Genomic DNA, 24,566 nt, shown 5'->3' with positions numbered 1-24,566 from the left:
CGCTACCCGAGAGAGGCGAGCGCGCGGATCAACTGATCGACGTCGTACGGGGTGGAGTACTGCCCCAGCCCGACGGTGACCGCACCGCCGTACTCCGGCACGCCGAGGCCCGCGAAGTACCGGCTGGGCACGTTCGACAGCGCGCACACCCCGTTGTCGGCGAGCCGCTTGGCCGCCTTCGCCGCGGGAACCCCCGGCAACGTGAACGAGACGATGGGCACGCGCCGCTCGGCACGGCCGATGATCGCGACCTGCGGCGTGGACGCCAGCGAGCTGAGCAAGTAGTAGAGCAGCCGCTGCTGGTACTGCCGCAGCCCGAACATCGAATGCTCGAGCCGATCGCGGCGGGTGCCCACGGACGCCTCATCGAGACCGGCCAGATGATCGATCGAAGCGATCAGGCCGGCGAGCATCGCGTACTGGTGCTCGCCCACCTCCAGGCGCTCCGGTCCGGCCAGGCTGCGGTCCGGATTCACCGCGCGCAGGCGCCCGATCATCGACGGATCGCGGAAGACCATCGCAGCCACCTGCGGGCCGCCCCATCGGTTGGCGCTGACCACCAGGACATCGGCGCCGAGGCGTTCGATGTCGAGAAGTTCGTACGGTGCCGCGCTCGTGGCATCCACCACCAGCAACGCACCGGCCCGGTGCGCGGCCTGCGCGGCCGCCGCCACATCGAGCACGGACCCGATGGTCGACGAGGCCAGGGGCATCGCGATCACCGAGGTGGCGGAGTTGGCCAGCTCGTCGAACTGCCAGGCCGGCGCCTCGCCCGTCTCGATATCCGCCTCGACCCACTTCACACGGGCGCCGCCGCGATCGGCCACCCGCAGCCACGGCGCCTGATTCGCCTCGTCGTCCAGGCGGCAAAGCACCACCTCGGCACCGAGGCCGAGCCGCGCGCTCAGCGATTCCGCGAGGCTCGACAGCAGCTGCTCGCGGCTGGGCCCGAGCACCACGCCCTCGGGTTTGCCGTTCGTCAGATCCGCGACCGCCACCCGCGCCGCCTGCACGATGCCACGAGTGTGTGCAGCTGCAGCATAGACACCATGAGGGTTGCTCACGAACCCGCGGAAAGCGTTCGCTACTGCAGATGCAACAGCCCCCGGAATCTGGGCGCCCGCCTGGGGGTCGAAATGGATCCAACCATCCCCCAGCGCAGGGAAAAGCCCCCGGATGCGGGCAACGTCGAACGCCGAGACAGCGACGGCGGACGAGGCCCGACCGGGAGAACCCTGGTCACCTGAGAACGTGTTCACTGCGATGCAGATTACACCCGTCAACCGACGAGTCGGCGGCCCGCCCACGCCGTACTGCCAGAATGGTGCTATGAGCGATCGCAACGACGTGGAGATCATCCCGGCCGAGAACCCGGCGTCCACAACTGGTGGTGCGGAGGCGGCGAGCGACGGCCACGACGAGTTGGCGGGCATGGTCGAGCAGCCCGCCAAGGTGATGCGGATCGGCACCATGATCAAGCAGCTGCTGGAGGAGGTACGTGCCGCTCCCCTCGACGACGCCAGCCGGGCCCGGCTCAAGGAGATCCACCGCACCTCGATCAAGGAACTCGAGGATGGTCTATCGGACGATCTGCAAGCCGAACTCGAGCGCCTCGCCCTCCCGTTCACCGACGATTCCACCCCGTCGGACGCCGAACTGCGGATCGCCCAGGCCCAGCTCGTGGGCTGGCTCGAGGGCCTGTTCCACGGCATCCAGACCGCGCTGTTCGCCCAGCAGATGGCGGCCCGCCAACAGCTGGAGCAGATGCGCCAGGGCGCGCTGCCCCCGGGGATGAACCCCGGACCCGAGTCGCAGACGGGCCACGGCCAGTACCTATGACCTCCCCGGGCGACTCAGGCGAGACGGGTACGCTTCGAACCCGTGCCAGTCGATAGCCCCGCCGAGCAACAGCCGGCGCCCCTCGTCTCGGATTCACGCACCTTCAAGCGCGCGATCCGCGACCTCGTCGACGGCGCCACCGTGCACCGCGAGCTGTGGCTGGAGCTGGGCTGGCAGGACATCAAGCAGCGCTACCGCCGCTCGGTGATCGGCCCGTTCTGGATCACCATCGCCACCGGCGTCACCGCGGGTGCGCTGGCGCTGTTGTGGTCGGCCCTGCTCAACGCCGACGTCAAGACACTGCTGCCGCAGCTCACCGTGGGCTTCGTGATCTGGGCCTTCATCCAGAGCTCGATCATCGACGGCTCCGAGGTGTTCATCGCCAACGAGGGGCTGATCAAGCAGCTGCCCGCGCCACTGTCGGTGCACGTCTACCGGCTGGTGTGGCGGCAGGTGCTGTTCCTCGCGCACAACATGATCATCGTGGTGATCGTGCTGGCGATCTTCCCGCCGCAGCACTGGTCGTGGACCCAGCTCAGCGTGATCCCCGGGTTCGCCATGCTCGCCCTGACCGCGGTCTGGGTCGCGATGTTCTTCGGCATCCTGGCCACCCGGTTCCGCGATATCTCGCCGCTGCTCACCGCACTCACCCAGCTGCTGTTCTACGTGACCCCGGTGGTGTGGACCCTGGACACCGTTCCCGGCGGCAACAGTGAGCGTGCGCAGCTGGTCAAGCTCAACCCGCTGTACCACTACCTGGAGATGATCCGGGGCCCGCTCACCGGCAAGCCCTTCGATCCCCAGCACTGGTACGTGGTGATCGGCTGCACCGTGGTCGGCTGGGCGCTGACGCTGGTGCTGATGAAGCAGTACCGTTCCCGAGTCGCGTATTGGGTGTGAGATGACCGTTTCCATTCGAACGCAGGACGCCTGCGTCGATTTCCCCGTCTTCGATGCGAAGTCGCGGTCGATCAAGCGCGCCGTGATGGGCAAGGCCGGCGGCCAGGTGGTGGCCGACGACAACGTGGTAGTCGTCGAGGCGCTGCGCAACATCACGATGAACCTCAACGAGGGCGACCGGGTGGGCCTGGTGGGCCACAACGGCGCCGGCAAGTCGACGCTCCTGCGCCTGCTGTCCGGCATCTACGAGCCCACCCGCGGCACCGCCGTGGTGAAGGGCCGCGTGGCGCCCGTCTTCGACCTGGGCGTGGGCATGGACCCGGAGATCTCCGGGATGGAGAACATCATCATCCGCGGCCTGTTCCTCGGGCAGACCCGCAAGGCGATGCAGCGCAAGGCCGACGAGATCGCGGAGTTCACCGAGCTCGGCGACTACCTCTCGATGCCGCTGCGCACCTACTCCACCGGCATGCGGGTGCGGATCGCGCTCGGCGTGGTCACCTCGATCGACCCCGAGATCCTGCTGCTCGACGAGGGCATCGGCGCCGTGGACGCGGAGTTCATGCGCAAGGCCCGCAAGCGCCTCGCCGCGCTGGTCGAGCGGTCGGGCATCCTGGTCTTCGCCTCGCACTCCAACGAGTTCCTGGCCCAGCTGTGCGACCGCGCCATGTGGATCGACCACGGCGAGGTCCGGCAGGAGGGCGGCATCGAGGAGGTCGTGACCGCCTACGAGGGCCCCGACGCCGGCGCGCAGGTCCGCAAGGTCCTGGACATGCTGGCGGCCGAGGATGACTGACGCCGACCGAACGCCTCGCGAGACCGGCACCGTCGTCGCCGTGGTCGTGACCCACAACCGGCCCGGCCCCCTCGCCGAATCGCTGCGGGTGCTCAGCTCGCAGGACCGCCCCGTCGATCACCTGATCGTGGTGGACAACGCGGCCCAGGACGAGGTGCGCGAGCTGGTGCAGTCCCAGCCGGTGGCCACCACCTACCTGCCCTCGCAGTTCAACCTCGGCGGCGCCGGCGGCTTCGCGCTGGGCATGCTGCACGCCCTCGCCCTGGGCGCCGACTGGATCTGGCTGGCCGACGACGACGGGCGCCCCGAGGGCCCGCAGGTGCTCTCGACGCTGCTGGAATGCGCGCAGCGGCACGATCTGGCGGAGGTCTCGCCGGTGGTCGCCACCATCGACGATCCGGAGACGCTCGCCTTCCCGCTGCGCCGGGGCCTGGTGTGGCGGCGCAAGCGCAGCGAGCTCATCGACCCGGATCTCCCCGCCGGGGATCCCTCGGCCGATCTGCTCCCCGGCATCGCCTCGCTCTTCAACGGCGCCCTGTTCCGCAAGGACGCCGTGGCCTCGGTGGGCGTGCCCGATCTGCGGCTGTTCATCCGCGGCGACGAGGTGGAGGTGCACCGCCGGCTGGTGCGTTCGGGGCTGCCCTTCGGTACCTGCCTGACCACCGCGTACCTGCACCCGAACGGCGCCGACGAGTTCCGGCCCATCCTGGGCGGGCGGATGCACACCCAGTACCCGGACAACGAGACCAAGCGCTATTTCACCTACCGCAACCGCGGCTACCTGCAGTCCCAGCCGGGCATGCGCAAGCTGATCCCGCAGGAGTGGGCGCGGTTCGGCTGGTTCTTCCTGGTGCAGCAGCGCGATGTGGCCGGCTTCCGCGAGTGGCTGCGGCTGCGCAAGCTGGGCCGCGACGAGCGCTTCACCCGGCCCTGATCCGGGGACTCTCGCCGGGCTTCATGAAGGCTTATTGAAGGGCCCTCAACAGACCGGGAGGGCTACGCCTATCATCGTCGGCATGGGAACGAGCCTGGTCTCCGATCTGCTTCCTCAGGGTCACGCACTGCTGCGCATGGTCCAGCGACGGGTCGTCGACCCCGCGCGCCCGGACGTCGCGCTACGCGCCCTCGGTTACAACCGCCAGTACGGTCCGCAGGCCGCGCTGGTGATCAAGGGGGCGGCGGAGAACCCCGACCGGGCCGCCATCATCGATGAGCACGGCACGCTCACCTACGCCCAGTACGAGGCCCAGTCCAACGCGCTGGCCCGCGGCCTGCGCTCCACCGGACTCAAGGCCGGCGATGTGATCGCCGTGCTCGCCCGCGATCACCGCGGCCTCATGCTGATCATCAGCGCCGCCGCCCGCGCCGGCCTGCGGCTGGCCATGATGAACACCGGCTTCGCCAAGCCCCAGTTCGCGGAGGTCTGCGAGCGCGAGAAGGTGCAGGCCGTCTTCCACGACAGCGAGTTCACCTCGCTGCTCGACGCCCTGCCCGACGATATGCCGCGCTACCTCACCTGGGTCGACGACACCGACACCCTGCCCGAGGGCGCGCAGACCATCGATCAGCTGGCCGCGGGCCGCGATACCAAGCGGGTGCCGCAGCCGGCCCAGCAGGGCGGCTTCATCATCCTCACCTCGGGCACCACCGGCCTGCCGAAGGGCGCCACCCGCAGCAAGGTGCCCTCGCTGGCCACCGCGATGCTGGTGGACCGCATCCCCTTCCAGCGCCGCGGCACCGTGGTGATCGCCTCGCCGATCTTCCACTCCACCGGCTTCGCCATGTGGTCGGCGGGAATGTCGGTGGGCTGCACCACCGTCACGATGCGCCGCTTCGATCCCGAGAACACGCTCAAGCTGATCGCGGACAACAAGGCCGACATGCTGGTGGCGGTGCCCACCATGCTCACCCGCATGCTCGCGCTGCCCGCGGAGACCCTGGCGAAGTACGACACCAGCTCGCTGAAGTCGGTCGTGGTGGCGGGTTCGGCTGTCTCGCCGGAACTTTCGGAGCGATTCCAGGACACCTTCGGCGACGTGCTCTACAACGTCTACGGCTCCACCGAGGTGGCGGTGGCCACCGTCGCCACGCCGAAGAACCTGCGCACCGCGCCGGGCACCGTCGGCAAGCCCCCGGTGCTCACCACCGTGCGGCTCTACGACGACAAGGATCAGCTCGTGGAGGGCGTGGGCGAGCGCGGCCGCGTCTTCGTGCGCGCGGGCGCGCCCTTCGAGGGCTACAGCGACGGCCGCACGAAGCAGATCATCGACGGCCATCTCTCGTCCGGCGATATGGGCCACTGGGACGAGAACGGCCTGCTGCACATCGACGGTCGCGACGACGACATGATCGTCTCCGGCGGCGAGAACGTGTATCCGCTGGAGGTGGAGAACCTCCTGGTGACCCGCGACGACGTGGTCGAGGCCGCCGTGATCGGCGTGCCCGACGAGGAGTTCGGCCAGCGCCTGCGCGCCTTCGTGGTGCTGTCCGACGGTGCGCCCGAGGGCGACGGCGCGGAGCTGACCAAGGAGCTCAAGGACTTCGTGCGCGCGAACCTGGCCCGGTTCAAGGTGCCGCGCGACATCGTCTTCCTCGACACCCTGCCCCGCAATCCCACGGGCAAGATCGTGCGCCGCGAGCTCCCCCAGGACTAGCCAGCCCCATTCCGATCCACTGCTCAAGCCTCTTGTTCTAAAGCTGACACTCGGCGTGGCATCCCTCTCAGCCGCTCCAAAGCAGGCAAGATGCTGATGTGGCGAACGAGGCAAGTGGGGCGAGAGGGAACGGTGCGGCTTCTGGTCGTCGATTCCTGATTGACACCAACTTCTTCATCACCTTGGAACCGTTCAACGGTTCGATTGAGCCTGGCCAGCGGACCGCAGCCGAAGTCGTGCGTCTGTGCTCCAAGCAGGGGCACCGAGTCTTCGTACACCCCGCGAGCAGAGACGAGATAGACAACGGCAAGAACCCCGAGAGGGTACGCCAACGACACGCGGAACTTCTGAAGTACGAGATGCTCGAAGACGAGCCCCCTGTAAGCAAGGAGTTGAAACTCCTCGCTGGCGACAGCGAGGTCGACTCGAACAACCACCGCGACCTACGTATCCTTGCGGCCGTGCACGCCAACGCGGCGCACTACCTGGTGACGAACGATCAGGGGCTACACAGGAGAGCAGGCCGTGCTGGTCTCGGTGACAGAGTGCTCACCCTTGCCGACGCCGCGAGCATGCTCGCGAGCCTCGAACCGGACCGATCGAAGAACCCGCCACGAATAGATGAAGTACAAGCGTATGCCCTCGATATAGACCAAGACATTTTTGACTCCTTGAGGTCAGAGTACGGCGAAGAATTCCTACCGTGGCTAGACAAGGTTCGTGGGGATTTCGACAACCGACTATGCTTCGTCATCCGTGATCCGCTAGATCAATCTTATGCAGCGATAGCCATAATAAAGCGTCGCGAGATCGACTGCGAGTATGCGTACATGAACCAATTGGTTTCGAAGATCTGCACATTCAAAGTCATGGATCACCAACGCGGGGCGCGACTTGGAGAGCTTCTACTAAATGCGATCATGCGACACCACGTCGCAGACAACATAGCCAGTACATACGTCGAAGCGTATCGAACGCATCAAGATCTAATCGACTTTCTAGCTCAATTCGGATTCGATGAAGCTGGATCTACAGCTCGAGAAAGTGAGGCCATTCTCCACAAGAGATACAGGCCGACCGCTTCTGAGGCTAGGAAGATGGATCCCCTCGAATTCCACAAGCGATTCGGCGTAGGGTCGATATCACCCAGATCCGGCTGGTTTGTGGTGCCGGTCCAGACAAAGTGGCATGAACAGCTGTTCCCCGAAGCCGCCCACAATGTCCAACCCGGCGAACAAATGCACTTGGGACCAGAACTGGTACCCATATTCCCTTGGGGAAACGCAATCCGAAAAGCCTACATTTGCAATTCTGGAACGACTCAGATATCTCCCGGTGACGCTCTATTATTCTACCGGTCGGGCGGCAGGAAGACCGTTATGGCGGTCGGAGTCGTGGAGTCCACGTTGCGTTCTGAAGATGCAGACGAGGTACTGGGTCTCACAGGTGGTCGCACCGTGTACCCCGCAGAAGATGTCAGGGCGATGTGTCAGCATCCGAAAGGTGCGTTGGTGATTCTGTTCCGCCTTGACAGGCTTCTCGATCCCGAGATCAAACTTTCCGATCTGGTCGAGCACAGATGTCTAAAGACGCATCCGCAATCAGTTACACGTGTAGGAGATGAGGGAACCAGGTGGCTACAGTCACGCTTGAACGTGCTGCAGTAATGTCTATCCATCCGCAGTATGCCAGCGCTATTATGCAGGGTAAGAAGACGATTGAATTTCGAAAGCGTCGACTCGCCTCCGATATCTCAACAGTTTGGGTGTACGCAACTGCGCCCATCAAACGGATCGTTGGTTCGTTCACAATTAAGTCAACAGTTGAGCTTACCCCAGAGGCCATGTGGAAAGAATATGGGACTAGCGGCTGCATCGACGAGGATGCTTTCTTCGCATACTATCAATCCGGACAAACTGCAATCGGACTCTTGGTTGAAGAATTCGCTCCGCTAGATCGTCCAGTTCTACTTGGCGAGATTCTCCCTAGCGGAGTTCCACCGCAGAGTTTCGCGTACGTAGACAACTATCAATGGCCCGCAGCAGTGGTTTGATTCACTGCTTTGGTATGCGCCCAAGCGTACGCGATCCGCGCGCCGGTCAGTTCACCACTTCAATCCCATAGCCCTTGATATCGTGGTGATGCCCCGCACTCCACCTGACCACGATTCGTTAGTACCGCAGGCGCGTCACCAGGCGGGGAACAGCGGGCCGGTGAGGGCCAGCGGCACCGACTGGGTGACGTTGACGAAGTAGAACAGGATCAGGGCGCCGCCGATCAGGGCCATGTTCTTGTTGAAGGAGATCATCTCGGTCTGCTTGATCTGCGGGTCCACGGCCTTCCAGAAGTCGTGCATCATCACGGTGACGGGCAGCAGGAACGCGATGAGCAGCAGCGCGCCCAGGTCGATCCACACGCCCAGCACCAGCGACAGGCCGCCGAGCAGTGCGATCACGCCGCTGCCGACCACGGCGGCCTTGGCGGCGGGCACCTTCTTGGAGAGGGCGTACTGCGCCATGCCGTCCGCGGCGGTGAAGTGGCCGACCGCAGAGAGCAGGAAGAGTGCGGCGAACAGGATCCGGCCGATCAGGAATACGACGTCCATCGTGAGATCTCCTCGTGTGTGGGCGGCGCACCCTGCGCCGCACATGAACCCTTCAACCGGACCATGGTCCGCATCATTCCGATCCCGGCTCGATGTGATGTAGATCACTTCTGATTTCTACAGAGTACGAGCTCGGAGGACCCCGCACCAGAGCGGATCAGCGGCTCACCAGTAGTTGTGCCGCGTGCGGGGCAGCGGCTGCGGATCGGGCCCCACCGCCGGCTCGGGCCGCACCAGGCGCACCACCTGCAGGATGTGGAACTGCTCCTGGTGCACCACCGCGAGGCCGCCGTAGTCCAGCGAGACCTGCATATCGGTGCCCATGAACTGGAACGGCCGGAAGGTCCACCAGAGGTTGCCGTTCTCCCGGCGGAAATCGGCCTCGGAGCGATCGGCATCGGCGAGAACCCAGGCGGCGGTGCAGTTCTCGGCCGCCCACTCCGCCCACTGGTTGACGCCCTTCTCCTTGTCCCAGAGCTTGCCGTCGGTGCGGCGGTCACCGTCGTTGCCCATATCGGTGAGGCCGTCGAACATGCCGGGCAGACCGTCGTGCGCGATCCGCAGCGACGGCCACGCCCAGCTGGGCTGCACCTGGAAGAAGACGCAATCGCCGGGGTTCGCGTTGTCCCGGATGTACTGCGCCGCATAGGTGAAATCGCTGCCGCCCGGCTTGGACAGCGGGCTGTGCTGCCACAGGTATCCGGGGATCGCGGCCACGGCCAGCAGCACCACGACCGCGGCGCCCGCGATCCGTGGGCTCGGCAGCGCGCGCGCCACCGTGGCGGCCGCCACGGCCAGGATCAGCACCAGACCGGGCACGGTGAAGCTCACGTAGCGCCCCACGTACGACGGGACCACCGGCGAGACGATCAGGATCACCGCGAGCGGGACCAGCGCGGCGGCCACGCCGCAGCGCAGCGCCAGCAGCAGGTCCGACGGTACGCCGCGCCGCCACCACAGCACGCCCGCCGCCAGCACCAGCAGCCAGGCCGCGGCGGCGAACAGGTAGGAGTGGTCGAACCACTGATCCACCGCGACATTGGGGAAGATCATCCAGCCCGGCCAGCGCAGCCAGGAGACCTGATCGCGCTGGGTGGCGGCGAAGAAGGCGATGGGACTGATCACGGCGATCGCCACGGCGGAGGCGATCGCCGCCTGCGTGAGCCGCGCCCGCCGCACCCCGTCCGGCGCGGCCCAGGCCACCGCGACGAGCATCGCGGCGGCGAGTGTCGCGGAGTAGAGGAACAGAGCCGACGAGAGGGCGAGGGCCGCGCCGTAGGCGATCCAGTCCCGTCGGGTTCCCGACCGCGCCGCGCGGTGCGCCAGGATCAGCGTGAGCGCCGCCGAGGCGATCACCCAGGAGTACGACCGTGCCTCGACACCGGCCCAGGTGATCCGGGGCAGGATCAGCGCGATACCGCCGGCGATCACGGCCAGGGTCTCGCCGCCCAGACGCCGGGCCAGCACATAGCAGGCGGCCACCGCCGCACCGGCGCCGAGCGCGGAGAAGGCCCGCAGCGCCGCCGGCTCCATGCCGAAGGGCACGGCGAAGAGCTTCAGGACGGCGTAGTACAGCCCGTGGACGGCGTCGATGTTGCCGAGCATCCGCCACAGCTCGCCGGGCGAGCGGTCGATCGCGGAGGCGGTGGCGAGCTCGTCGAACCAGACCGACGGGCGGCCGCCGTGCCACAGCGACAGCAGGACGCCCGCGAGGGCGAGGGCGAGCGGTGGGCCGAACCGTTTCACATCAACCGGAAGATCACCGTGCGCTGGACGATGAAGTTGACGACGGTGGCCGTGCCCTGGGCGAGCACGAAGGCGACGGCGCGGATGGCGTAGCTGCCGAAGCCGTCCTCGGGCGGCGGGAACAGCGCCAGGACACCGAGGTAGATGCCGGTCTGCACCGCGTACATGGTGAGGTACAGCGCCCACACGGCGATGAGCCGCTTCGTGCTCGGCGGCGCCTGGAAGGTCCAGCGCCGATTCAGCAGGTAGGCGGTGGTCGTACCGCAGATGAAGCCGATCGTCTTCGCCGTGAAGTCGTCACCGCCGAAGAGCTTGGTGACGATCAGGGTGATGCCGAAGTCCACGACCGCCGAGAACGCGCCCGTGAGCACGAACCGGATGAGCTGCGTCTTGAGATCGAGCTGCTCCCGATCGGCCGCGTCAGAGGTGGTCACGAAGGATCAGGGTACCGAGCTTCACTCGAAGACGTCGTCCTGCTCACCCGCGGCGGCCTCGCGGCGGCGCTCCTGCCGTGCCAGCAGCGCGCCCAGGGCGCCCGCGATCACGGTGCCCACGAGTCCGCCGACCACCGCGCCCGCGATGGTGGAGGGATCGGAATCGACCATGAGCGAGCACCACAGCGCCAGGTACGGGATGAGGATCGCGATCAACGCCACCATCCGCTTCTTGGTGAGGAAGGACTTCATGATCTCGCCCAGCGGAACATCGTGGCGCACGCAGTACCGGTAGGCCGCGAGCTGCGTGAACACCGCCAGCCACAGCGCCGCGACGGCCGCGATCTTCGCGCCCTCCGCCGCGGCGATCAGCGACAGCACCAGGGTGGCGGGGGCGGTCCAGTAGTAGCCGATGGTCATCGCCCGGTAGTACTCGTCCCGGGCGCGCTCGTCGCCCCACGCGGGGTCCGACGGGGCCAGGATGAACTCCTCGACGCGGTCCTCGACCGAGTGCGAACTCTCAACCGACATGGTTCTCCTCCTTCTCCAACGGGAACAGTTCTTCGACGGTGGCGTCGAGAGCGCGGGCGATCCGCAGGGCGAGGTACACGTTGGGCGCGTAGTCGCCCTTCTCGACGGCCACCATGGTCTGGCGGCTCACGCCCGCGGCAGCGGCCAGTTCGGCCTGCGTCACGCGCCGGGCGCGCCGCCGCATCCGGACGGGGTTCTCGTCTTCCACACCACGAAGTCAAGCACGCTTGACATCTGGAGTCAAGCATTCTTGACATCGAGGTCGTCGGAAACCTCTCCGCGCTCGAATGCGACACGTTTCTGCCCGATTCCGGGCAGAAAATTGACAGCGGAGTCGGCGGCACGGAAGATCGACGTCGTGCCGGACACCGACCTCGTCGACCACATCGCGCGCACCACGGGGCTCACCGCCGCCGAGGCAGTGCGGGTGATCGACGATGTCACGGCCTACTACCGGGAGCCCGTCGAGGACTTCGTGCGCCGCCGCCACCGCGCCCTCCAGGACCGCGGTGCCAAGAACGCCGAGATCTTCGAGACCCTCACCGATGAGCTGCGCAGCCGGCTCGTCGCCGCCCCCGAACTCACCGAGCGGCAGCTGCGCCGCCTCGTCTACAGCTAGGAGCGCACCCCCAGCATGTGCGGAATCGTCGGATACATCGGTGGCCAGACGGCCGTGGACATCCTCATCGACGGGCTCACCCAGCTCGAATACCGCGGATACGACTCCGCGGGCATCGCCGTGCTCGGCCCCTCGGGCGCCAAGCGGGTCCGCAGCGTGGGCCGTGTCCGGGATCTGGAGGCCGCGCTGCCCAAGCGTCTGGCCGGTAAGACCGGCATCGGCCACACCCGGTGGGCGACGCACGGCGCACCGTCGGAGGCGAACGCCCACCCGCACGCCTCCGCCCCCGACGCCGAGGGCCTGGAGCGGATCTTCGTGGTGCACAACGGCATCATCGACAACGCTCGCGATCTGCGGATCGAGCTCGAGGCCGAGGGCGTGGAGCTGACCTCCGACACCGACACCGAGGCGGTGGCCCACCTGATCGCCCGCAGCGGCGCCGAGACCCTGGAGGACGCCGTCCGCCAGACCCTGGCCCGGCTCAGCGGCACCTACGCCCTCGCGGTCCTCGACACCGAGCATCCCGATCGCATCGTGGTGGCCCGCAACGGCTCCCCGCTGATCATCGGCGTGGGCGACAAGGAGATGTTCGTGGCCTCCGACATCTCCGCCGTGGTGCGGCACACCAGCCAGGTGGTGCACCTCGACGACGGCGAGTGCGCCACGGTCACCGCCTCCGGCTTCCGCATGTTCAGCGCGGACGACAACCGCGCCGTCGCGAAGTCGGCCACCACCGTGGACATCTCGCCCGACGAGCTGGAGCTGGGCAACCACAGCCACTTCATGCTCAAGGAGATCGCCGAGCAGCCGCAGTCGCTCGAGCGCATGCTCTCCGGCCGCCTCGACGAGCGCTTCGCCACCGCCCGCCTCGACGGCCTGAACCTGGACGCGCAGGCCATGCGCCGGTTCAAGCGGGTCAAGATCCTGGGCTGCGGCAGCGCCTACTACATGGGCCAGCTGGGCGCCTCGGTGATCGAGGAGCTCGCCCGCATCCCCGCGGATGCCGAGCCCGCCAGCGAGTTCCGCTACCGCAACCCGATCATCGAGCCCGACACCCTGTACGTGGCCGTGAGCCAGTCCGGCGAGACGGCCGACACCGCGTTCGCGGTGCAGGAGGTCAAGCGCAAGGGCGGCACCATCGTCGGCCTGGTGAACGTGGTCGGCTCGACCATCGCCCGCGAGGTGTCCGGCGGCATCTACCTGCACGCCGGCCCCGAGGTCTCCGTGGCCTCCACCAAGGCCAACACCCACATGGCGGTGGGCTTCGCTCTGCTGGCGCTGGCGCTGGGCCGCGTGCGCGATCTGTCGATCACCGACGGTACCCGGATCGTGAAGGCGCTCAAGCAGTTGCCGGCGCAGATCGGCGAGATCATCGCCGCACCCGACGAGATCGAGAAGGCGGCCAAGCTGCTCGCCGAGGCGCCCAGCCTGTTCTTCATCGGCCGGGTGCGCGGCTACCCCACCGCCCGCGAGGGCGCGCAGAAGTTCAAGGAGATCAGCTACCGCCACGCCGAGGCCTACCAGGCCTCCGAGCTCAAGCACGGCCCGCTCGCGCTGATCAGCCCGGAGCTGCCGACCGTGGCGATCGTGCCCGACGACGAGCTGCTGGACCGCAACGTGGGTGCGCTGCACGAGATCGCCGCCCGCGGCGGCGATATCGTGGCGATCACCAACCCGGGCGTGGAGCTGCCCGAGTCGAAGGTGACGCTCACCGTGCCCAAGAGCGAGCCCGAGCTGGACCCGATCCTGCTGATGATCCCCACCCAGCTGCTGGCCTACTACGCGGCGCTGTCCCTGGGCCTGAACATCGACCGGCCGCGCAACCTGGCGAAGTCGGTCACCGTCGAGTAATCACTCCCGCTTCGGGCCCACCCACACCTGCTGGGCGTTCACGAACTCATGGATGCCGTGGCGTCCCAGTTCGCGGCCGTAGCCGGAGCGTTTGACACCGCCGCTGGGCAGCCGCGGATCGGTCTTGACGATGCCGTTCACGCTCACCTGACCGGCCTCGATCTGCGGCGCCAGGGCCTCGCCGCGCTCGGGGGACGTCCACACGCTCGCGGCGAGGCCGTAGGGCGTGGCGTTGGCGAGGTCGAGGGCGTGGTCGGCGTCCACGGCGGTCATCACCGCGGCGACCGGGCCGAAGGTCTCCTCGGCGCAGGCCGCCATCCCCGGCCGCACGCCGGTGAGCAGCGTGGGCGGATAGAAGTAGCCCGCGCCGGTGGGCAGTTCACCGCCGATCACACAGGTGGCGCCGGCGGCCACGGTCTCGGTGACCTGCCGATGCAGGTTGTCGCGCAGATCGGCCCGCGCGATGGGGCCCACCTGGGTGGCCTCATCGCGCGGCTCGCCCACGCGGAGTGCGGCGAACCGGATGTGCAGCAGTTCCACCAGCTGGTCGTGCACGGGACGCTCGACGATGATCCGTTTGGCGGCGATGCACGACTGGCCGGCGTTGATGATGCGGGACAGGGCGATCACATCGGCCGCGGCCTCCAGATCGGCATCCGCGAGCACGATGCAGGGATCGGACCCGCCCAGTTCCAGGACGGCCGGCTTGATCTCGCTCGCGGCCACGGCCGCCACCGCGGCGCCGCCCCGCCCGGATCCGGTGAAGGAGACGGCGCGGATCCGGCGGTCGCGGATCACCGCCTCGACATCGGCGGTGGCCACCGGCAACGAGGCGAAGACCCCGTCGGGCGCGCCGACCGCGCGGAAGGCACCGGCGATCGCGGCCGCGCACCCGGGAACGTGCGGGTCGTGTTTCATCACGCACGTGTTCCCCGCCATGAGCGCGGGCGCGCAGAACCGGAAGGCCAACCAGAAGGGTGCATTCCACGGGAGCACGCCCAGCACCGGGCCGATCGGCAGGTACTGCACGTAGCTGCGGGTGGCATCGGAGGCCACGGTCTCGGTGGCCAGGTACTCGGCGGCGTGATCGGCGTAGTGCTCGGCGGCCCACGCGGCCTTCTCCACCTCGCCCCGCGCCTCGGTGATGGGTTTACCCATCTCCTCGGTCATCATCATCGCGTAATCCGCCGTGCCGCGCCGCAACTCGGCGGCCACCGCACGCAGTAGTTCGGCGCGTTCGGCGAATCCGGTTCGGCGCCAGCGGTCGTACCCCGCCTCGGCGCGGGCGAGGGTCGATTCGACGAGCTCGGGACCCGCGGCGGGGACGGTGCGCACCACCTGCCCGGTGGACGGGTCGATGGCGGTGAGTTCGGCGGTCATGTCTCCTCCGTTCGCTCGGCGGGAATCGGCGGCGCGGCGGTAGCGGCGCCGCCGTGCACGGTGAAGTCCTCGTCCAGGGTGAAGAAGGACTCGCAGCCGGTCTCGGTGATCCGGATGGTGTCGGAGATGCCCACGGTCTTATCGCCGTCCACGCCCCACATCCACGGGATCACGTGGAAGGTCATGCCCGGTTCCAGCGCCGTGAAGTCGCCCGGGTTCAGGCTCAGGATGTAGCCCTCGTCCCAGGACGGCGGGAAGGCGATGCCGATGGAGTAGCCGGATCGCGTCACCAGCCGGGCACCCACCGGATTGTCGGAGATGATCCGCCGGACCACCGAGTCCGCGTCCGAGACCGTGAGCCCCGGGCCCATCACCGCTTTCAGTTCTTCCAGCGCGGTCTTCATGGTCTCCTGCGCGATGGACAGCGATTCGCTGAGCTCGCCGTTCACCGCCGTCCGCATCAGCGCCGTGTGGTACCGGCGATAGCAGCCGCCCACCTCCAGGAAGACGTGCTCGCCCGGCTCGATGGTGCGCCCCTCCCAGGTGGCGTGCCCGATCATCGACCGCGGCCCGGAGGCGACGTAGGGCATCACGGCGGGGAACTCGCCGCCGGCGGTGAACATGGCGGCGCTGATCGCCGCGGCCACATCGTTCTCGGTGTTGCCCGGCACCGCCGCCTCGAGTCCCGCCGCCATACCGGCCTCGGCGGCGCGGGCGGCCTTGCGCATCACCGCGATCTCGGCATCGGATTTGCGCGCCCGCCCCGCCTCGACGATGCCGAAGCAGTCCATCAGCACACCCTGCTGGAACGAGGTGTGCACGCGGTCCTGCTGGTAGGCGGGGAAGAAGTAGCTGTTGCGCTCGTAGCCCACGCGTTTGGTACCGAGCCCCGCCTCCTTCAGGGTGAGCACGAGTTCCTGGATCGCGTCGCCGGTATCCGGGTAGGGCCGGGTGCGTTCGACCCAGGTGCGCGCGATCACGTTGGATTCCTCCATCGCGCGGGTGATCATCACCGGCTCGTCGTCGAGCGGCACCACCAGCGCCTGGAAGAAGGAGTAGCCCGTGGTCTGATAGTCGGTGAGGTACATCAGGTTCTCGGGATCGGTGATCACCACCGCGTCCAGCTGGCGCTTCTGCATCCGCTCGCGCAGCTCGGTGAGCCTGCGCTGGTACTCGGCCGGCTCGAAGGTCATATCGTCACGGACCAGCATCAGCTCACCTCCGCGATGGCCCGCTCCAGGATGCCGAGCCCCTCGGCGAGATCCTCTTCCGAGATGGTGAGCGGTGGAATCAGTTTCAGCACCCGGCCTCCGCTGCCGCACGGCCCGATCAGCAGCCCGGCCTCGAAACAGGCGCTCTGGACCCGCTTCGCCAGCGCGCCGTCGCCCACATCGAGCGCCTGCATCATGCCCTTGCCCCGCACCTCCCAGTCCCGGTCCGGGTGCGCTGCCGCGATCGCGGCGAGCTTCGAGCGCATCGTCTCGCCGTGTGCGGCCACGGCTTTCATGAGGGTGTCGTCGGCGAAGTAGTCGAGGGCCACGGTGCCCGCCACCAGCGACAGGCCCTGCCCGCGGAAGGTGCCGGTGTGCGCGCCGGGCGACCACTGCGCATCGATGCCCGGCTTGTTGAGATTCATCGCGATCGGGGTTCCGTAGCCGCCGAGCCCCTTGGCCAGGGTGATGATATCGGGGTCCAGGCCGTACCCGTCGAAGCTGAAATAGCTTCCGGTGCGGCCGCATCCGGCCTGGATATCATCGATGATGAACAGCGCCCCGGTCTTCTTCGCGAGCTCCTGCACCGCGCGCAACCACTCCGCGCCGGCCACGTTCACGCCGCCCTCCGCCTGGACGGCCTCCACCAGGAAGGCCGCGGGCGGCGTGAGCCCACTCGACGGATCCTCGAGGGCGGCCGCGTACTCGGCGAGCGCCGTCTTCCCACCGGGCGCGGTCTCGAAAGGCAGGCGCACCACATCGCGCAGCGGCACGCCCGCCCACTGCCGGAAGGCCTCGTTCGCGGTGGCCGCCAGTGCCCCCAGGGTCATCCCGTGGAAGCCGTGGCTGAACGCCACCACCTCACGCCTGCCGGTCACCAGGCGGGCCAGCTTGAGCGCGGCCTCCACGGCGTTGGTGCCGGTGGGCCCGGTGAACTGCATGCGGTGATCCATCCCGCGGGGAGCCAGGATCACCTCGTGGAACCGGGCCAGGAAGTCGCGCTTGGCGGTGGTGTAGGTGTCGAGGCTGTGCACCACCCCATCGGATTCGAGGAAGTCGATCAGGGCGCGCTTCATCTTCGGGTTGTTGTGACCGAAGTTGAGGACCCCCGCGCCGGCGAAGAAGTCGATGTAGCTCGTGCCCGCCTCGTCCACCTGGCGAGCGCCGGAGGCGGAGGCGAATACGGTGGGGAACGCGCGACAGTACGCACGCACCTCCGATTCGTGCTGGTCGAATACTGCGGTGTCCATGCGAATTCCTCTCGTTCCGTGCGTTCGTCGGTTCCGTTCAGTGCGATGGATCGGGGGCGCCCGCCAGGCCCACCAGGAGCCGGGCGGCGGTATCGAGCAGCTCGTCGTCGAAGTCGTACTCGGCGCTGTGCAGGGGCGCCTCGGTGGCGGAGCCGAGCAGGGCGAAGGCGCCGGGAACGGCGCCCAGGTAGTAGCTGAAGTCCTCCGAGGCGAGCACGGGGACGGCGGCCCGTCCCGCCCAGTGCGGGCCGAGCACCGCGGCCAGCCGCTCGCCGTACTCGGCTGCGGGCCCCGGATGGTTCACGGTGGCCCCGTACCGCGGCGTGGTCGTCACCCGGATGCCGACGCCGTGGGCATCGGCGGTAGCGCGGGCGATCGACTCGATCAGGTCGAACACCCGGGTCCGGGCGGCATCGTCGGCGGCGCGGATGCTGCCGGACAGTACCGCCTCGTCCGGGGTCACCGTGGGAGCGCTCTCGGCGTGCAGTGCGGTGACGGCCACGACCACCGCCTCGTGCGGCGCGGTCCGGCGGGCCACGATCTGCTGCAGCGCCACCGTGATCGCCGCCGCCGCGAGCACCGGGTCCGCCGTGGCCTCCGGCTGGGAGGCGTGCCCGCCGCGGCCGCGCACCGTCACCTCGAAGGTGCCGTTCGCCGACATCACCGGGCCCGCCGGGCACAGTGCCCTCCCGGGCGGCAGCCCCGGCCAGTTGTGCCAGCCGAAGATCACGTCGACCCCGTCGAGGCAGCCCTCGTCGATCATCCGGCGCGCGCCGTGGCCGCCCTCCTCGGCGGGTTGGAAGAGCAGGGTGACGGGCCCCGGGAGATCCGGCTCGTGGCGGTGCAGCCAGCGCGCGGCCGCGAGCAGTGCCGCGGTGTGTCCGTCGTGCCCGCAGGCGTGCATCACGCCCGGCGACTGCGAGGCGTGGGCGAGCCCAGTGGCCTCGGCGATCGGCATGGCGTCGAGGTCGGCGCGCAGGGCCACGTGGCGCCCCGGCGCATCGGGGGCCAGCAGGGCGACGGTGCCGGTGTCCGCGCAGGGCCGCCAGCCGATTCCGATCGCGTCGAGCTCGGCGCGGACGGCGGCTGCGGTGGCGTGCTCGGCCCAGGCGATCTCGGGCCGGCGATGGAGTTCGTGTCGGAGCGTTCGTGCCCGGGCCAGGGTCTCGACCCACGGTGCGTTCATCGGACCTCCTCGGATTGCGGTCCGTCTCGGTCACTTCCAACGTACCGCCGATCGTCGGGCGGCACGCGCTAACGTGACCGAGGGGCCGACGCGCGAGGCGGGATCCGGGCGCGCGGGAGTAGACGAACGGCGGAGTTCCATCGGCCGTTCGGCTGATGTGCGCCCGCTGTGCGATCCCATAGATTCAGCACATGGAGAACCCGACCGCCCGCGATCCGTCCGTGGACGCGCAGCTGCGGGCGGAGCTCCCGGCCGAGTTGTACCGGGTTCTGCAGCTGCGCGTGGTGCAGGGACTCTCGGTCGACGAGGTGGCGGCGATACTGCGCATCACGCCGAACGCGGTGCGGCTCCGCCAGCACCGGGCCCTGGAGGGGCTGCGCCGGCGGTCCTGTGATCAGGGGCGGACACGACAGCGCACCCGGGCCTGAGGCTCCGGGTGCGCCGCGGTGATCGGGGTCCGCTCAGCGCGGGGCCATGCGGATCGCGCCGTCGAGGCGGATCGTCTCGCCGTTGAGCATCGGGTTGGTGATGATCGCCTCCACGAGCTGCGCGTACTCGGACGGGTCGCCGAGGCGGCTCGGATGCGGCACCTGCGCGCCCAGCGAGCGCTGCGCCTCCTCGGGCAGGGTGCCCAGGAGCGGCGTCTTGAACAGGCCGGGTGCGATGGTGTTCACCCGGATCAGCAGCGAGGCGAGATCACGCGCGATCGGCAGGGTGGCACCCACCACGCCGCCCTTGGACGCCGAGTACGCGGCCTGACCGATCTGCCCGTCGAAGGCGGCCACGGAGGCGGTGTTGACGATCACGCCGCGCTCCTCACCCACCGGCGCGTTCTGCGAGATGGCGTACGCGGCAAGCCGGGTCACGTTGAAAGTGCCGATCAGGTTCACCTTCACCACGCGCTCGAAGTCGGCCAGCGGGAACGGCCCGTTCTTGCCGACCGTCTTGATGGCGTTGCCGATGCCCGCGCAGTTCACCGCGATCCGCAGGGTGCCGTCGGCGTTCGCCTGCTCCACGGCGGCCGTCACGCCCGCCTCGTCGGTCACGTCGGCGGCGGCGAAGCGCACGTCCGCCCCGAGTGCATCGAGGGCCGAGGTATCGGCGGAGGGGAGGTCGATGGCCACGACCTTCGCGCCCGACCGGGCGAGGGCGGTCACGGTAGCGAGGCCGAGCCCCGAAGCGCCGCCGGTCACCAGTGCCGTACTGCCTGCGATATCCATGATTGTCTCCTGAAAAGGGTTGAGCGAGAGGATTTCTACAGTCCGCGGGCGATGAGTTCCTTCATGATCTCGTTCGTGCCGCCGTAGATCTTCTGCACGCGAGCGCCCGCGTAGAGCTGGGCGATGGGGTACTCCATCATGTAGCCGTACCCGCCGAACAGCTGGAGCACGTTGTCGATCACGCGGCACTGCATCTCGGTGGCCCACAGCTTCGCCATCGAGGCGGTGCCGGCGTCCAGGGTGCCGGCGATCGCGAGGGTGATGCAGTGATCGACCAGCGTCTTACCCGCGAGCACCTCGGTCTTCGCGTCGGCGAGCACGAACTTGGTGTTCTGGAAATCGGCGATGGGCTTACCGAAGGCCTTGCGCTCCTTGGTGTATGCGATCGCCTCGAGCACCGCCTTCTCGGCCGCGGCCACGCCGCCCACGGCGATGCTCAGCCGCTCCCGGGGCAGCTGGCGCATGAGCTGGTAGAAACCCTGGCCCTCGACGCCGCCGAGCAGGTTGGCCGCCGGGACGCGCATATCGGTGAAGGACAGCTCGCGCGTGTCCTGACCGTGCTGGCCGATCTTCTTGAGTACCCGTCCTCGCTCGAAGCCGGGGAGCCCGTCGGTCTCGGCGACGATCAGCGAGATGCCCTTCGCGCCCTGGCCGGGATCGGTCTTGCAGACGATGATCAGCAGATCGCAGTGGCTGCCGTTGGAGATGAAGGTCTTGCTGCCGTTGATCACGTACTCATCGCCCTCACGAACGGCGGTGGTGCGCACGGCCTGCAGATCGGAGCCCGTGCCCGGCTCGGTCATCGCGATGGCGAAGACGGCCTCGCCGGATGCGGCCTTGGGCAGCCAGCGCTGCTTCTGCTCCTCGGTGCCGCAGTCCTCCACGTAGTGGGCGCAGATCGTCGAGTGCACGCCGTAACCGAAGGCGGAGTCGCCGGACAGGGCCAGTTCCTGCACCACCACCGTGTCGTGCCCGAAGTCGCCGCCGGCGCCGCCGAGCGATTCGGGGAGCTCGGTGCACAGCAGTCCGGCATCGCCCGCCTTGTTCCAGAACTCGCGGTCCACCTGGTGCTGATCGGCCCAGCGCTCCTGATTCGGCGTGGCCTCACGGCGGAAGAACTCGGCCGCGTGCTTGCGGAGCTCGGTGTGCTCCGGGGTCTCCCAGGCGGGGCGGTAGTCGGGGAACAGTGCGGTCATTCGACGGTCTCTTCTCTGCACACGAAACGGACGATACGTTTGTATAGTCTACGATGCAGCTGTATAGCGCAAGGGGGAACCCGCTAGAATCTCGCAGGTAGAAGGGACACCGAGTGACCGATCTCCCCGCGACCGATGATGATCTGACCGCCAAGGCCCGGATCCGCAACGCCGCGCTCGACCTGTTCGCCGCACACGGCGAGAGCGCCGTCTCCCTGCGCGCCGTCGCCGCCCGGGCCGGGGTCACCGTCGGGCTGGTGCAGCACCACTTCAAGACCAAAGAGGGACTGCGCAGCGCGGTGGAACAGCAGGTCGTCGACTACCACGCCCAGGCCATCGCCCGGGTCCCCGACGACGGCACCCCCGCCGAGGTCGCCGCCGCCCGCGACGCCTCCGTGCAGGACATGCTGGCCAGCCGGCCGGCCGTCGTCGACTACCTGCGCCGGTCCTTCCTCGACCCCGGTGGCTCCCAGCTGCTGATCCGGCTCACCGAACTCGGCCGCAGCGAGGTGGTCCGCCTCCGCGCCGCGAACCTCGCCTCCACGGACAGATCCGAATCCGACCAGGTGATCAGCCTGATGGTGCGGCAGATGGGCAGCCTGTTCCTGCAGCCCCTCGTCGACGCGATGTGGACCCACCTGCGGGGGCCGGACGCACCGTCGGACGAGAAACCGCAGCTGTCCGTGATCACCGCGCCGCTCGACCCGCACTGACCCCGCCGCACCGGACTGTGCGATTCCACAGCCGCGTCACAGTTCAGCGTGGTCTCAGGTAGCGAGCGGTATTCTGGCCTGCGATGTCTGAGACAACTCTTCCCTATCTGCCCATCTCGACGCGCAAGCTGGTGGGCTGGTCGCGCACCACGCCGATCGAGGGGCACGTGCTGTCCACGCCGGACGTGGACCAGATCGCCAAGGCGGTCGCCGTCGTGGCCGACGCCGAGGCCGACAAGCCCGCCTACCTGCGACGCGGCGTGATCGCGCGCGGCCTGGGCCGCTCGTACAACGAGTCGGCGCAGAACACCGGCGGCCTGACCATCGACATGACGCCGCTGAGCGCCATCCACGAGATCGACGCGGAGAACGCGATCGTGGACGTCGATGCCGGCGTCGACCTCGACACCCTCATGCAGGCGGCGCTGCCCTACGGCCTGTGGGTACCCGTGCTCCCCGGCACCCGCCAGGTGACCATCGGCGGTGCCATCGCGCACGACATCCACGGCAAGAACCACCACAGCCAAGGATCGTTCGGCAACCACGTCCTCGAGATGACGCTGTTGACCGCCGACGGCACGGTGCTCACGCTCACCCCGAAGGGCTCGTCCGACGATCCCGACGGTGAGCTGTTCTGGGCCACCGTGGCCGGCGTCGGCATGACCGGCATCATCCTGCGCGCGAAGATCCAGATGAAGCGCACCGAGAGCGCCTACTTCATCGCCGACACCGAGCGCACCAATTCGCTGCAGGAGACCATCGACCTGCACCTGCAGGACGGCTTCGAGGACGGCTACGAGTACGCCTCCGGCTGGTTCGACGCGATCAGCGCGCCGCCGAAGCTGGGCCGCGGCACCTTCTCCCGCGGCAACCTGGCCACGCTCGACGAGCTGCCGGAGAAGTACCGCAAGAATCCGCTGAGCTTCAACAACAAGCCGCTGCTCAGCTTCCCCAACATCTTCCCCAACGGGCTGGCGAACAAGTTCGACTTCTCGCTGGTGGGCGAGGCCTACTTCCGCGCCGGGCCGCCCAGCCAGGGCAAGGTGAAGAACCTCGCGGGCTTCTACCACATGCTCGACGCCTTCGGCGGCTGGAACAACGCCTACGGCCGCACCGGCGGCTTCTGCCAGTACCAGTTCATCGTGCCCACCGGCAACGAGCCCGAGTTCATCAAGCTGATCGAGGACATCCAGGCCTCCGGCCACGTGAGCTTCCTCAACGTGATCAAACTCTTCGGCGACGGCAACCAGGCGCCGCTGAGCTTCCCCTTCAAGGGCTGGAACGTGTGCCTGGACTTCCCCGTGAAGCGGGGCCTGGCCGAGTTCCTCAACGAGCTCGACGTGCGCATCATGGCCATGGGCGGCCGGCTGTACACCGCGAAGGATTCGCGGACCACCGCGGAGCGCTTCCACGCTATGTACCCGAAGATCGACGAGTGGATCGCCACGCGCCGTCGCATCGATCCCACCGGCGTCTTCATCTCCGATCTGGGCCGTCGCCTGGAACTCGCCTAAGACCCGGCCGAACAGAACCAAGGAAGCAATCACATGATCAACGCCGTCGGCGTTCCCCAGTCCGTCCTGCTGCTCGGCGGAACCTCCGAGATCGGTCTCGCGATCGTCGAGGAGTACCTCGCCAAGGGCACCCAGCACGTGGTGCTGGCCGCGCTCCCGAACGATCCCCTGCGCGAGCAGTCGGTCGCCCAGGTCAAGGCCGCCGGCGCGGCATCGGTCGACGTGATCGACTTCGACGCCACCGCCTTCGACACCCACGAGGCCGTGATCGACCAGGCCTTCGCCGGTGGCGACATCGACGTGGCCATCGTGGCCTTCGCCCTCGACGGCGACGCCGAGGAGCTGTGGCAGAACCAGCGCAAGGCCGTGCTGCTGGCGCAGGTCAACTACACCGGCGCGGTGTCGGTCGGTGTGCTGCTGGGCCAGAAGTTCAAGGCGCAGGGCCACGGCCAGATCATCGCCATGAGCTCCGTCGCGGGCCTGCGCCCCCGTCGCAGCAACTTCGTCTACGGCTCGTCCAAGGCCGGCTTCGACGGCTTCTACCTCAACCTGGGCCAGGCCCTGGAGCCCTACGGCGCCTCGGTGCTCGTGGTCCGCCCGGGCATGGTGCGCACCAAGTTCTCCGCGCACGTCAAGGAGGCCCCGCTGACGATCGACAAGGACGTCATCGGCAAGCTCGCCGTGGACGCCGCGATCAAGGGCAAGTCGCTGATCTACGCGCCCAGCCCCTGGGGCTTCGTGAGCTTCGGCCTCAAGAACATCCCGCAGCCGATCTTCAAGAAGCTCCCCATCTGATGCGTGCAGCCGCTCGGACGTCGGACCATTTAGTCTGACCGCGTGACTGACACGCACACCGACAGCACCGTTGCGGCCCCCCGGGCACGCGACCTGGCGCTCGACCTGGCCGCCGCCGCGATCCTC

General features: G+C 68.1%; 25 protein-coding genes. 13 read left to right on the top strand and 12 right to left on the bottom strand.

Features of this window, described 5'->3' with window-relative positions; genetic code table 11:
* Positions 1-2 precede the first annotated feature (2 nt).
* The gene (locus tag ABD108_RS16460) at positions 3-1,259 is read right to left on the bottom strand and encodes a cysteine desulfurase-like protein (RefSeq protein ID WP_255585604.1); all 1,257 of its coding nucleotides are present in this window, start codon (positions 1,257-1,259) and stop codon (positions 3-5) included.
* A gap of 70 nt (positions 1,260-1,329) precedes the next feature.
* On the opposite strand from ABD108_RS16460, the gene ABD108_RS16455 reads away from it, so the two are divergent.
* From ABD108_RS16455 to ABD108_RS16425, 7 genes are all read left to right on the top strand, one after another.
* Positions 1,330-1,839, top strand: coding sequence for a bacterial proteasome activator family protein (locus tag ABD108_RS16455; protein ID WP_220657304.1), 510 nt, complete (start codon positions 1,330-1,332; stop codon positions 1,837-1,839).
* 42 nt (positions 1,840-1,881) lie between these two features.
* Positions 1,882-2,739 (top strand): galactan export ABC transporter permease subunit Wzm/RfbD, encoded by an 858-nt coding sequence (wzm, locus tag ABD108_RS16450; RefSeq protein WP_220657303.1) that lies wholly within the window; start codon positions 1,882-1,884, stop codon positions 2,737-2,739.
* A gap of 1 nt (position 2,740) precedes the next feature.
* Positions 2,741-3,535, top strand: a complete 795-nt coding sequence (gene wzt / locus ABD108_RS16445) for a galactan export ABC transporter ATP-binding subunit Wzt/RfbE (protein WP_220657302.1) — start codon at positions 2,741-2,743, stop codon at positions 3,533-3,535.
* On the top strand, positions 3,528-4,469 hold the full coding sequence (gene glfT1, locus ABD108_RS16440) for a galactofuranosyltransferase GlfT1 (protein WP_220657301.1): 942 nt from the start codon (positions 3,528-3,530) through the stop codon (positions 4,467-4,469). The genes wzt and glfT1 overlap by 8 nt, the downstream gene beginning before the upstream one ends.
* Before the next feature lie 82 nt (positions 4,470-4,551).
* Entirely contained in the window at positions 4,552-6,189 is a 1,638-nt protein-coding gene (locus ABD108_RS16435; RefSeq protein WP_343930827.1) for an acyl-CoA synthetase, read from the top strand.
* Between the two features lie 98 nt (positions 6,190-6,287).
* Complete coding sequence (locus ABD108_RS16430) at positions 6,288-7,856, top strand: PIN domain-containing protein (protein ID WP_343930825.1); 1,569 nt, start codon at positions 6,288-6,290, stop codon at positions 7,854-7,856.
* A complete protein-coding gene (locus tag ABD108_RS16425) occupies positions 7,823-8,242 on the top strand; it encodes an ASCH domain-containing protein (RefSeq protein WP_343930824.1) in 420 nt (139 codons plus the stop codon). The genes ABD108_RS16430 and ABD108_RS16425 overlap by 34 nt, the downstream gene beginning before the upstream one ends.
* A 135-nt stretch (positions 8,243-8,377) precedes the next feature.
* On the opposite strand, the gene ABD108_RS16420 is transcribed toward ABD108_RS16425, so the two are convergent.
* The 5 genes from ABD108_RS16420 to ABD108_RS16400 all read right to left on the bottom strand — a co-directional run bounded on the left by ABD108_RS16420 (position 8,378) and on the right by ABD108_RS16400 (position 11,689).
* A complete protein-coding gene (locus tag ABD108_RS16420) occupies positions 8,378-8,794 on the bottom strand; it encodes a DoxX family protein (RefSeq protein WP_220657299.1) in 417 nt (138 codons plus the stop codon).
* 165 nt (positions 8,795-8,959) lie between these two features.
* The gene (locus ABD108_RS16415) at positions 8,960-10,540 is read right to left on the bottom strand and encodes a glycosyltransferase family 39 protein (protein WP_305112287.1); all 1,581 of its coding nucleotides are present in this window, start codon (positions 10,538-10,540) and stop codon (positions 8,960-8,962) included.
* Positions 10,537-10,974 (bottom strand): GtrA family protein, encoded by a 438-nt coding sequence (locus tag ABD108_RS16410; RefSeq protein ID WP_304941248.1) that lies wholly within the window; start codon positions 10,972-10,974, stop codon positions 10,537-10,539. The genes ABD108_RS16415 and ABD108_RS16410 overlap by 4 nt, the downstream gene beginning before the upstream one ends.
* A gap of 21 nt (positions 10,975-10,995) precedes the next feature.
* Positions 10,996-11,505: a hypothetical protein gene (locus ABD108_RS16405; protein ID WP_220657297.1), complete on the bottom strand. Its 510-nt coding sequence runs from the start codon at positions 11,503-11,505 to the stop codon at positions 10,996-10,998.
* The gene (locus ABD108_RS16400; RefSeq protein ID WP_220658525.1) at positions 11,495-11,689 is read right to left on the bottom strand and encodes a helix-turn-helix transcriptional regulator; all 195 of its coding nucleotides are present in this window, start codon (positions 11,687-11,689) and stop codon (positions 11,495-11,497) included. The genes ABD108_RS16405 and ABD108_RS16400 overlap by 11 nt, the downstream gene beginning before the upstream one ends.
* A gap of 174 nt (positions 11,690-11,863) precedes the next feature.
* Here ABD108_RS16400 and ABD108_RS16395 point away from each other — a divergent pair, with 174 nt between their 5' ends.
* On the top strand, positions 11,864-12,124 hold the full coding sequence (locus ABD108_RS16395) for a hypothetical protein (RefSeq protein ID WP_220657296.1): 261 nt from the start codon (positions 11,864-11,866) through the stop codon (positions 12,122-12,124).
* A 15-nt stretch (positions 12,125-12,139) separates the two neighbouring features.
* Positions 12,140-13,975 carry a glutamine--fructose-6-phosphate transaminase (isomerizing) gene (glmS, locus tag ABD108_RS16390; RefSeq protein ID WP_220657295.1) on the top strand — a complete coding sequence of 612 codons (1,836 nt, stop codon included), beginning with the start codon at positions 12,140-12,142 and terminating at the stop codon, positions 13,973-13,975.
* Here glmS and ABD108_RS16385 read toward each other — a convergent pair whose 3' ends face one another.
* The 4 genes from ABD108_RS16385 to doeB2 are packed head-to-tail and all read right to left on the bottom strand — an operon-like array spanning position 13,976 to position 19,002.
* Positions 13,976-15,355, bottom strand: coding sequence for an NAD-dependent succinate-semialdehyde dehydrogenase (locus ABD108_RS16385; protein WP_343930823.1), 1,380 nt, complete (start codon positions 15,353-15,355; stop codon positions 13,976-13,978).
* Complete coding sequence (gene doeA, locus ABD108_RS16380) at positions 15,352-16,566, bottom strand: ectoine hydrolase (protein ID WP_220657293.1); 1,215 nt, start codon at positions 16,564-16,566, stop codon at positions 15,352-15,354. The genes ABD108_RS16385 and doeA overlap by 4 nt, the downstream gene beginning before the upstream one ends.
* Positions 16,566-17,816 carry an aspartate aminotransferase family protein gene (locus ABD108_RS16375; RefSeq protein ID WP_220657292.1) on the bottom strand — a complete coding sequence of 417 codons (1,251 nt, stop codon included), beginning with the start codon at positions 17,814-17,816 and terminating at the stop codon, positions 16,566-16,568. The genes doeA and ABD108_RS16375 overlap by 1 nt, the downstream gene beginning before the upstream one ends.
* 37 nt (positions 17,817-17,853) lie before the next feature.
* Positions 17,854-19,002 (bottom strand): N(2)-acetyl-L-2,4-diaminobutanoate deacetylase DoeB2, encoded by a 1,149-nt coding sequence (gene doeB2 / locus ABD108_RS16370; RefSeq protein ID WP_343930822.1) that lies wholly within the window; start codon positions 19,000-19,002, stop codon positions 17,854-17,856.
* Between the two features lie 191 nt (positions 19,003-19,193).
* On the opposite strand from doeB2, the gene ABD108_RS16365 reads away from it, so the two are divergent.
* Positions 19,194-19,430: an RNA polymerase sigma factor gene (locus ABD108_RS16365; RefSeq protein ID WP_220657290.1), complete on the top strand. Its 237-nt coding sequence runs from the start codon at positions 19,194-19,196 to the stop codon at positions 19,428-19,430.
* A gap of 33 nt (positions 19,431-19,463) precedes the next feature.
* Here ABD108_RS16365 and ABD108_RS16360 read toward each other — a convergent pair whose 3' ends face one another.
* The gene (locus tag ABD108_RS16360; RefSeq protein ID WP_220657289.1) at positions 19,464-20,222 is read right to left on the bottom strand and encodes a 3-hydroxyacyl-CoA dehydrogenase; all 759 of its coding nucleotides are present in this window, start codon (positions 20,220-20,222) and stop codon (positions 19,464-19,466) included.
* A 35-nt stretch (positions 20,223-20,257) separates the two neighbouring features.
* On the bottom strand, positions 20,258-21,418 hold the full coding sequence (locus tag ABD108_RS16355) for an acyl-CoA dehydrogenase family protein (RefSeq protein ID WP_220657288.1): 1,161 nt from the start codon (positions 21,416-21,418) through the stop codon (positions 20,258-20,260).
* Between the two features lie 113 nt (positions 21,419-21,531).
* Between ABD108_RS16355 and ABD108_RS16350 the strand changes: the two genes are divergently transcribed.
* The 3 genes from ABD108_RS16350 to dprE2 all read left to right on the top strand — a co-directional run bounded on the left by ABD108_RS16350 (position 21,532) and on the right by dprE2 (position 24,440).
* Positions 21,532-22,131: a TetR/AcrR family transcriptional regulator gene (locus tag ABD108_RS16350; protein WP_220657287.1), complete on the top strand. Its 600-nt coding sequence runs from the start codon at positions 21,532-21,534 to the stop codon at positions 22,129-22,131.
* Between the two features lie 83 nt (positions 22,132-22,214).
* A complete protein-coding gene (gene dprE1, locus ABD108_RS16345) occupies positions 22,215-23,645 on the top strand; it encodes a decaprenylphosphoryl-beta-D-ribose oxidase (protein ID WP_220657286.1) in 1,431 nt (476 codons plus the stop codon).
* Positions 23,646-23,678: 33 nt separating this feature from the next.
* The gene (dprE2, locus tag ABD108_RS16340; protein WP_220657285.1) at positions 23,679-24,440 is read left to right on the top strand and encodes a decaprenylphospho-beta-D-erythro-pentofuranosid-2-ulose 2-reductase; all 762 of its coding nucleotides are present in this window, start codon (positions 23,679-23,681) and stop codon (positions 24,438-24,440) included.
* Positions 24,441-24,566 lie beyond the last annotated feature (126 nt).

The sequence above is a fragment of the Tsukamurella strandjordii genome, assembly GCF_039525985.1.
Lineage (GTDB): Bacteria > Actinomycetota > Actinomycetes > Mycobacteriales > Mycobacteriaceae > Tsukamurella > Tsukamurella strandjordii.
Note: the sequence above shows the minus strand (reverse complement) of the source record. Positions and strands in the feature narration are given on the sequence as shown.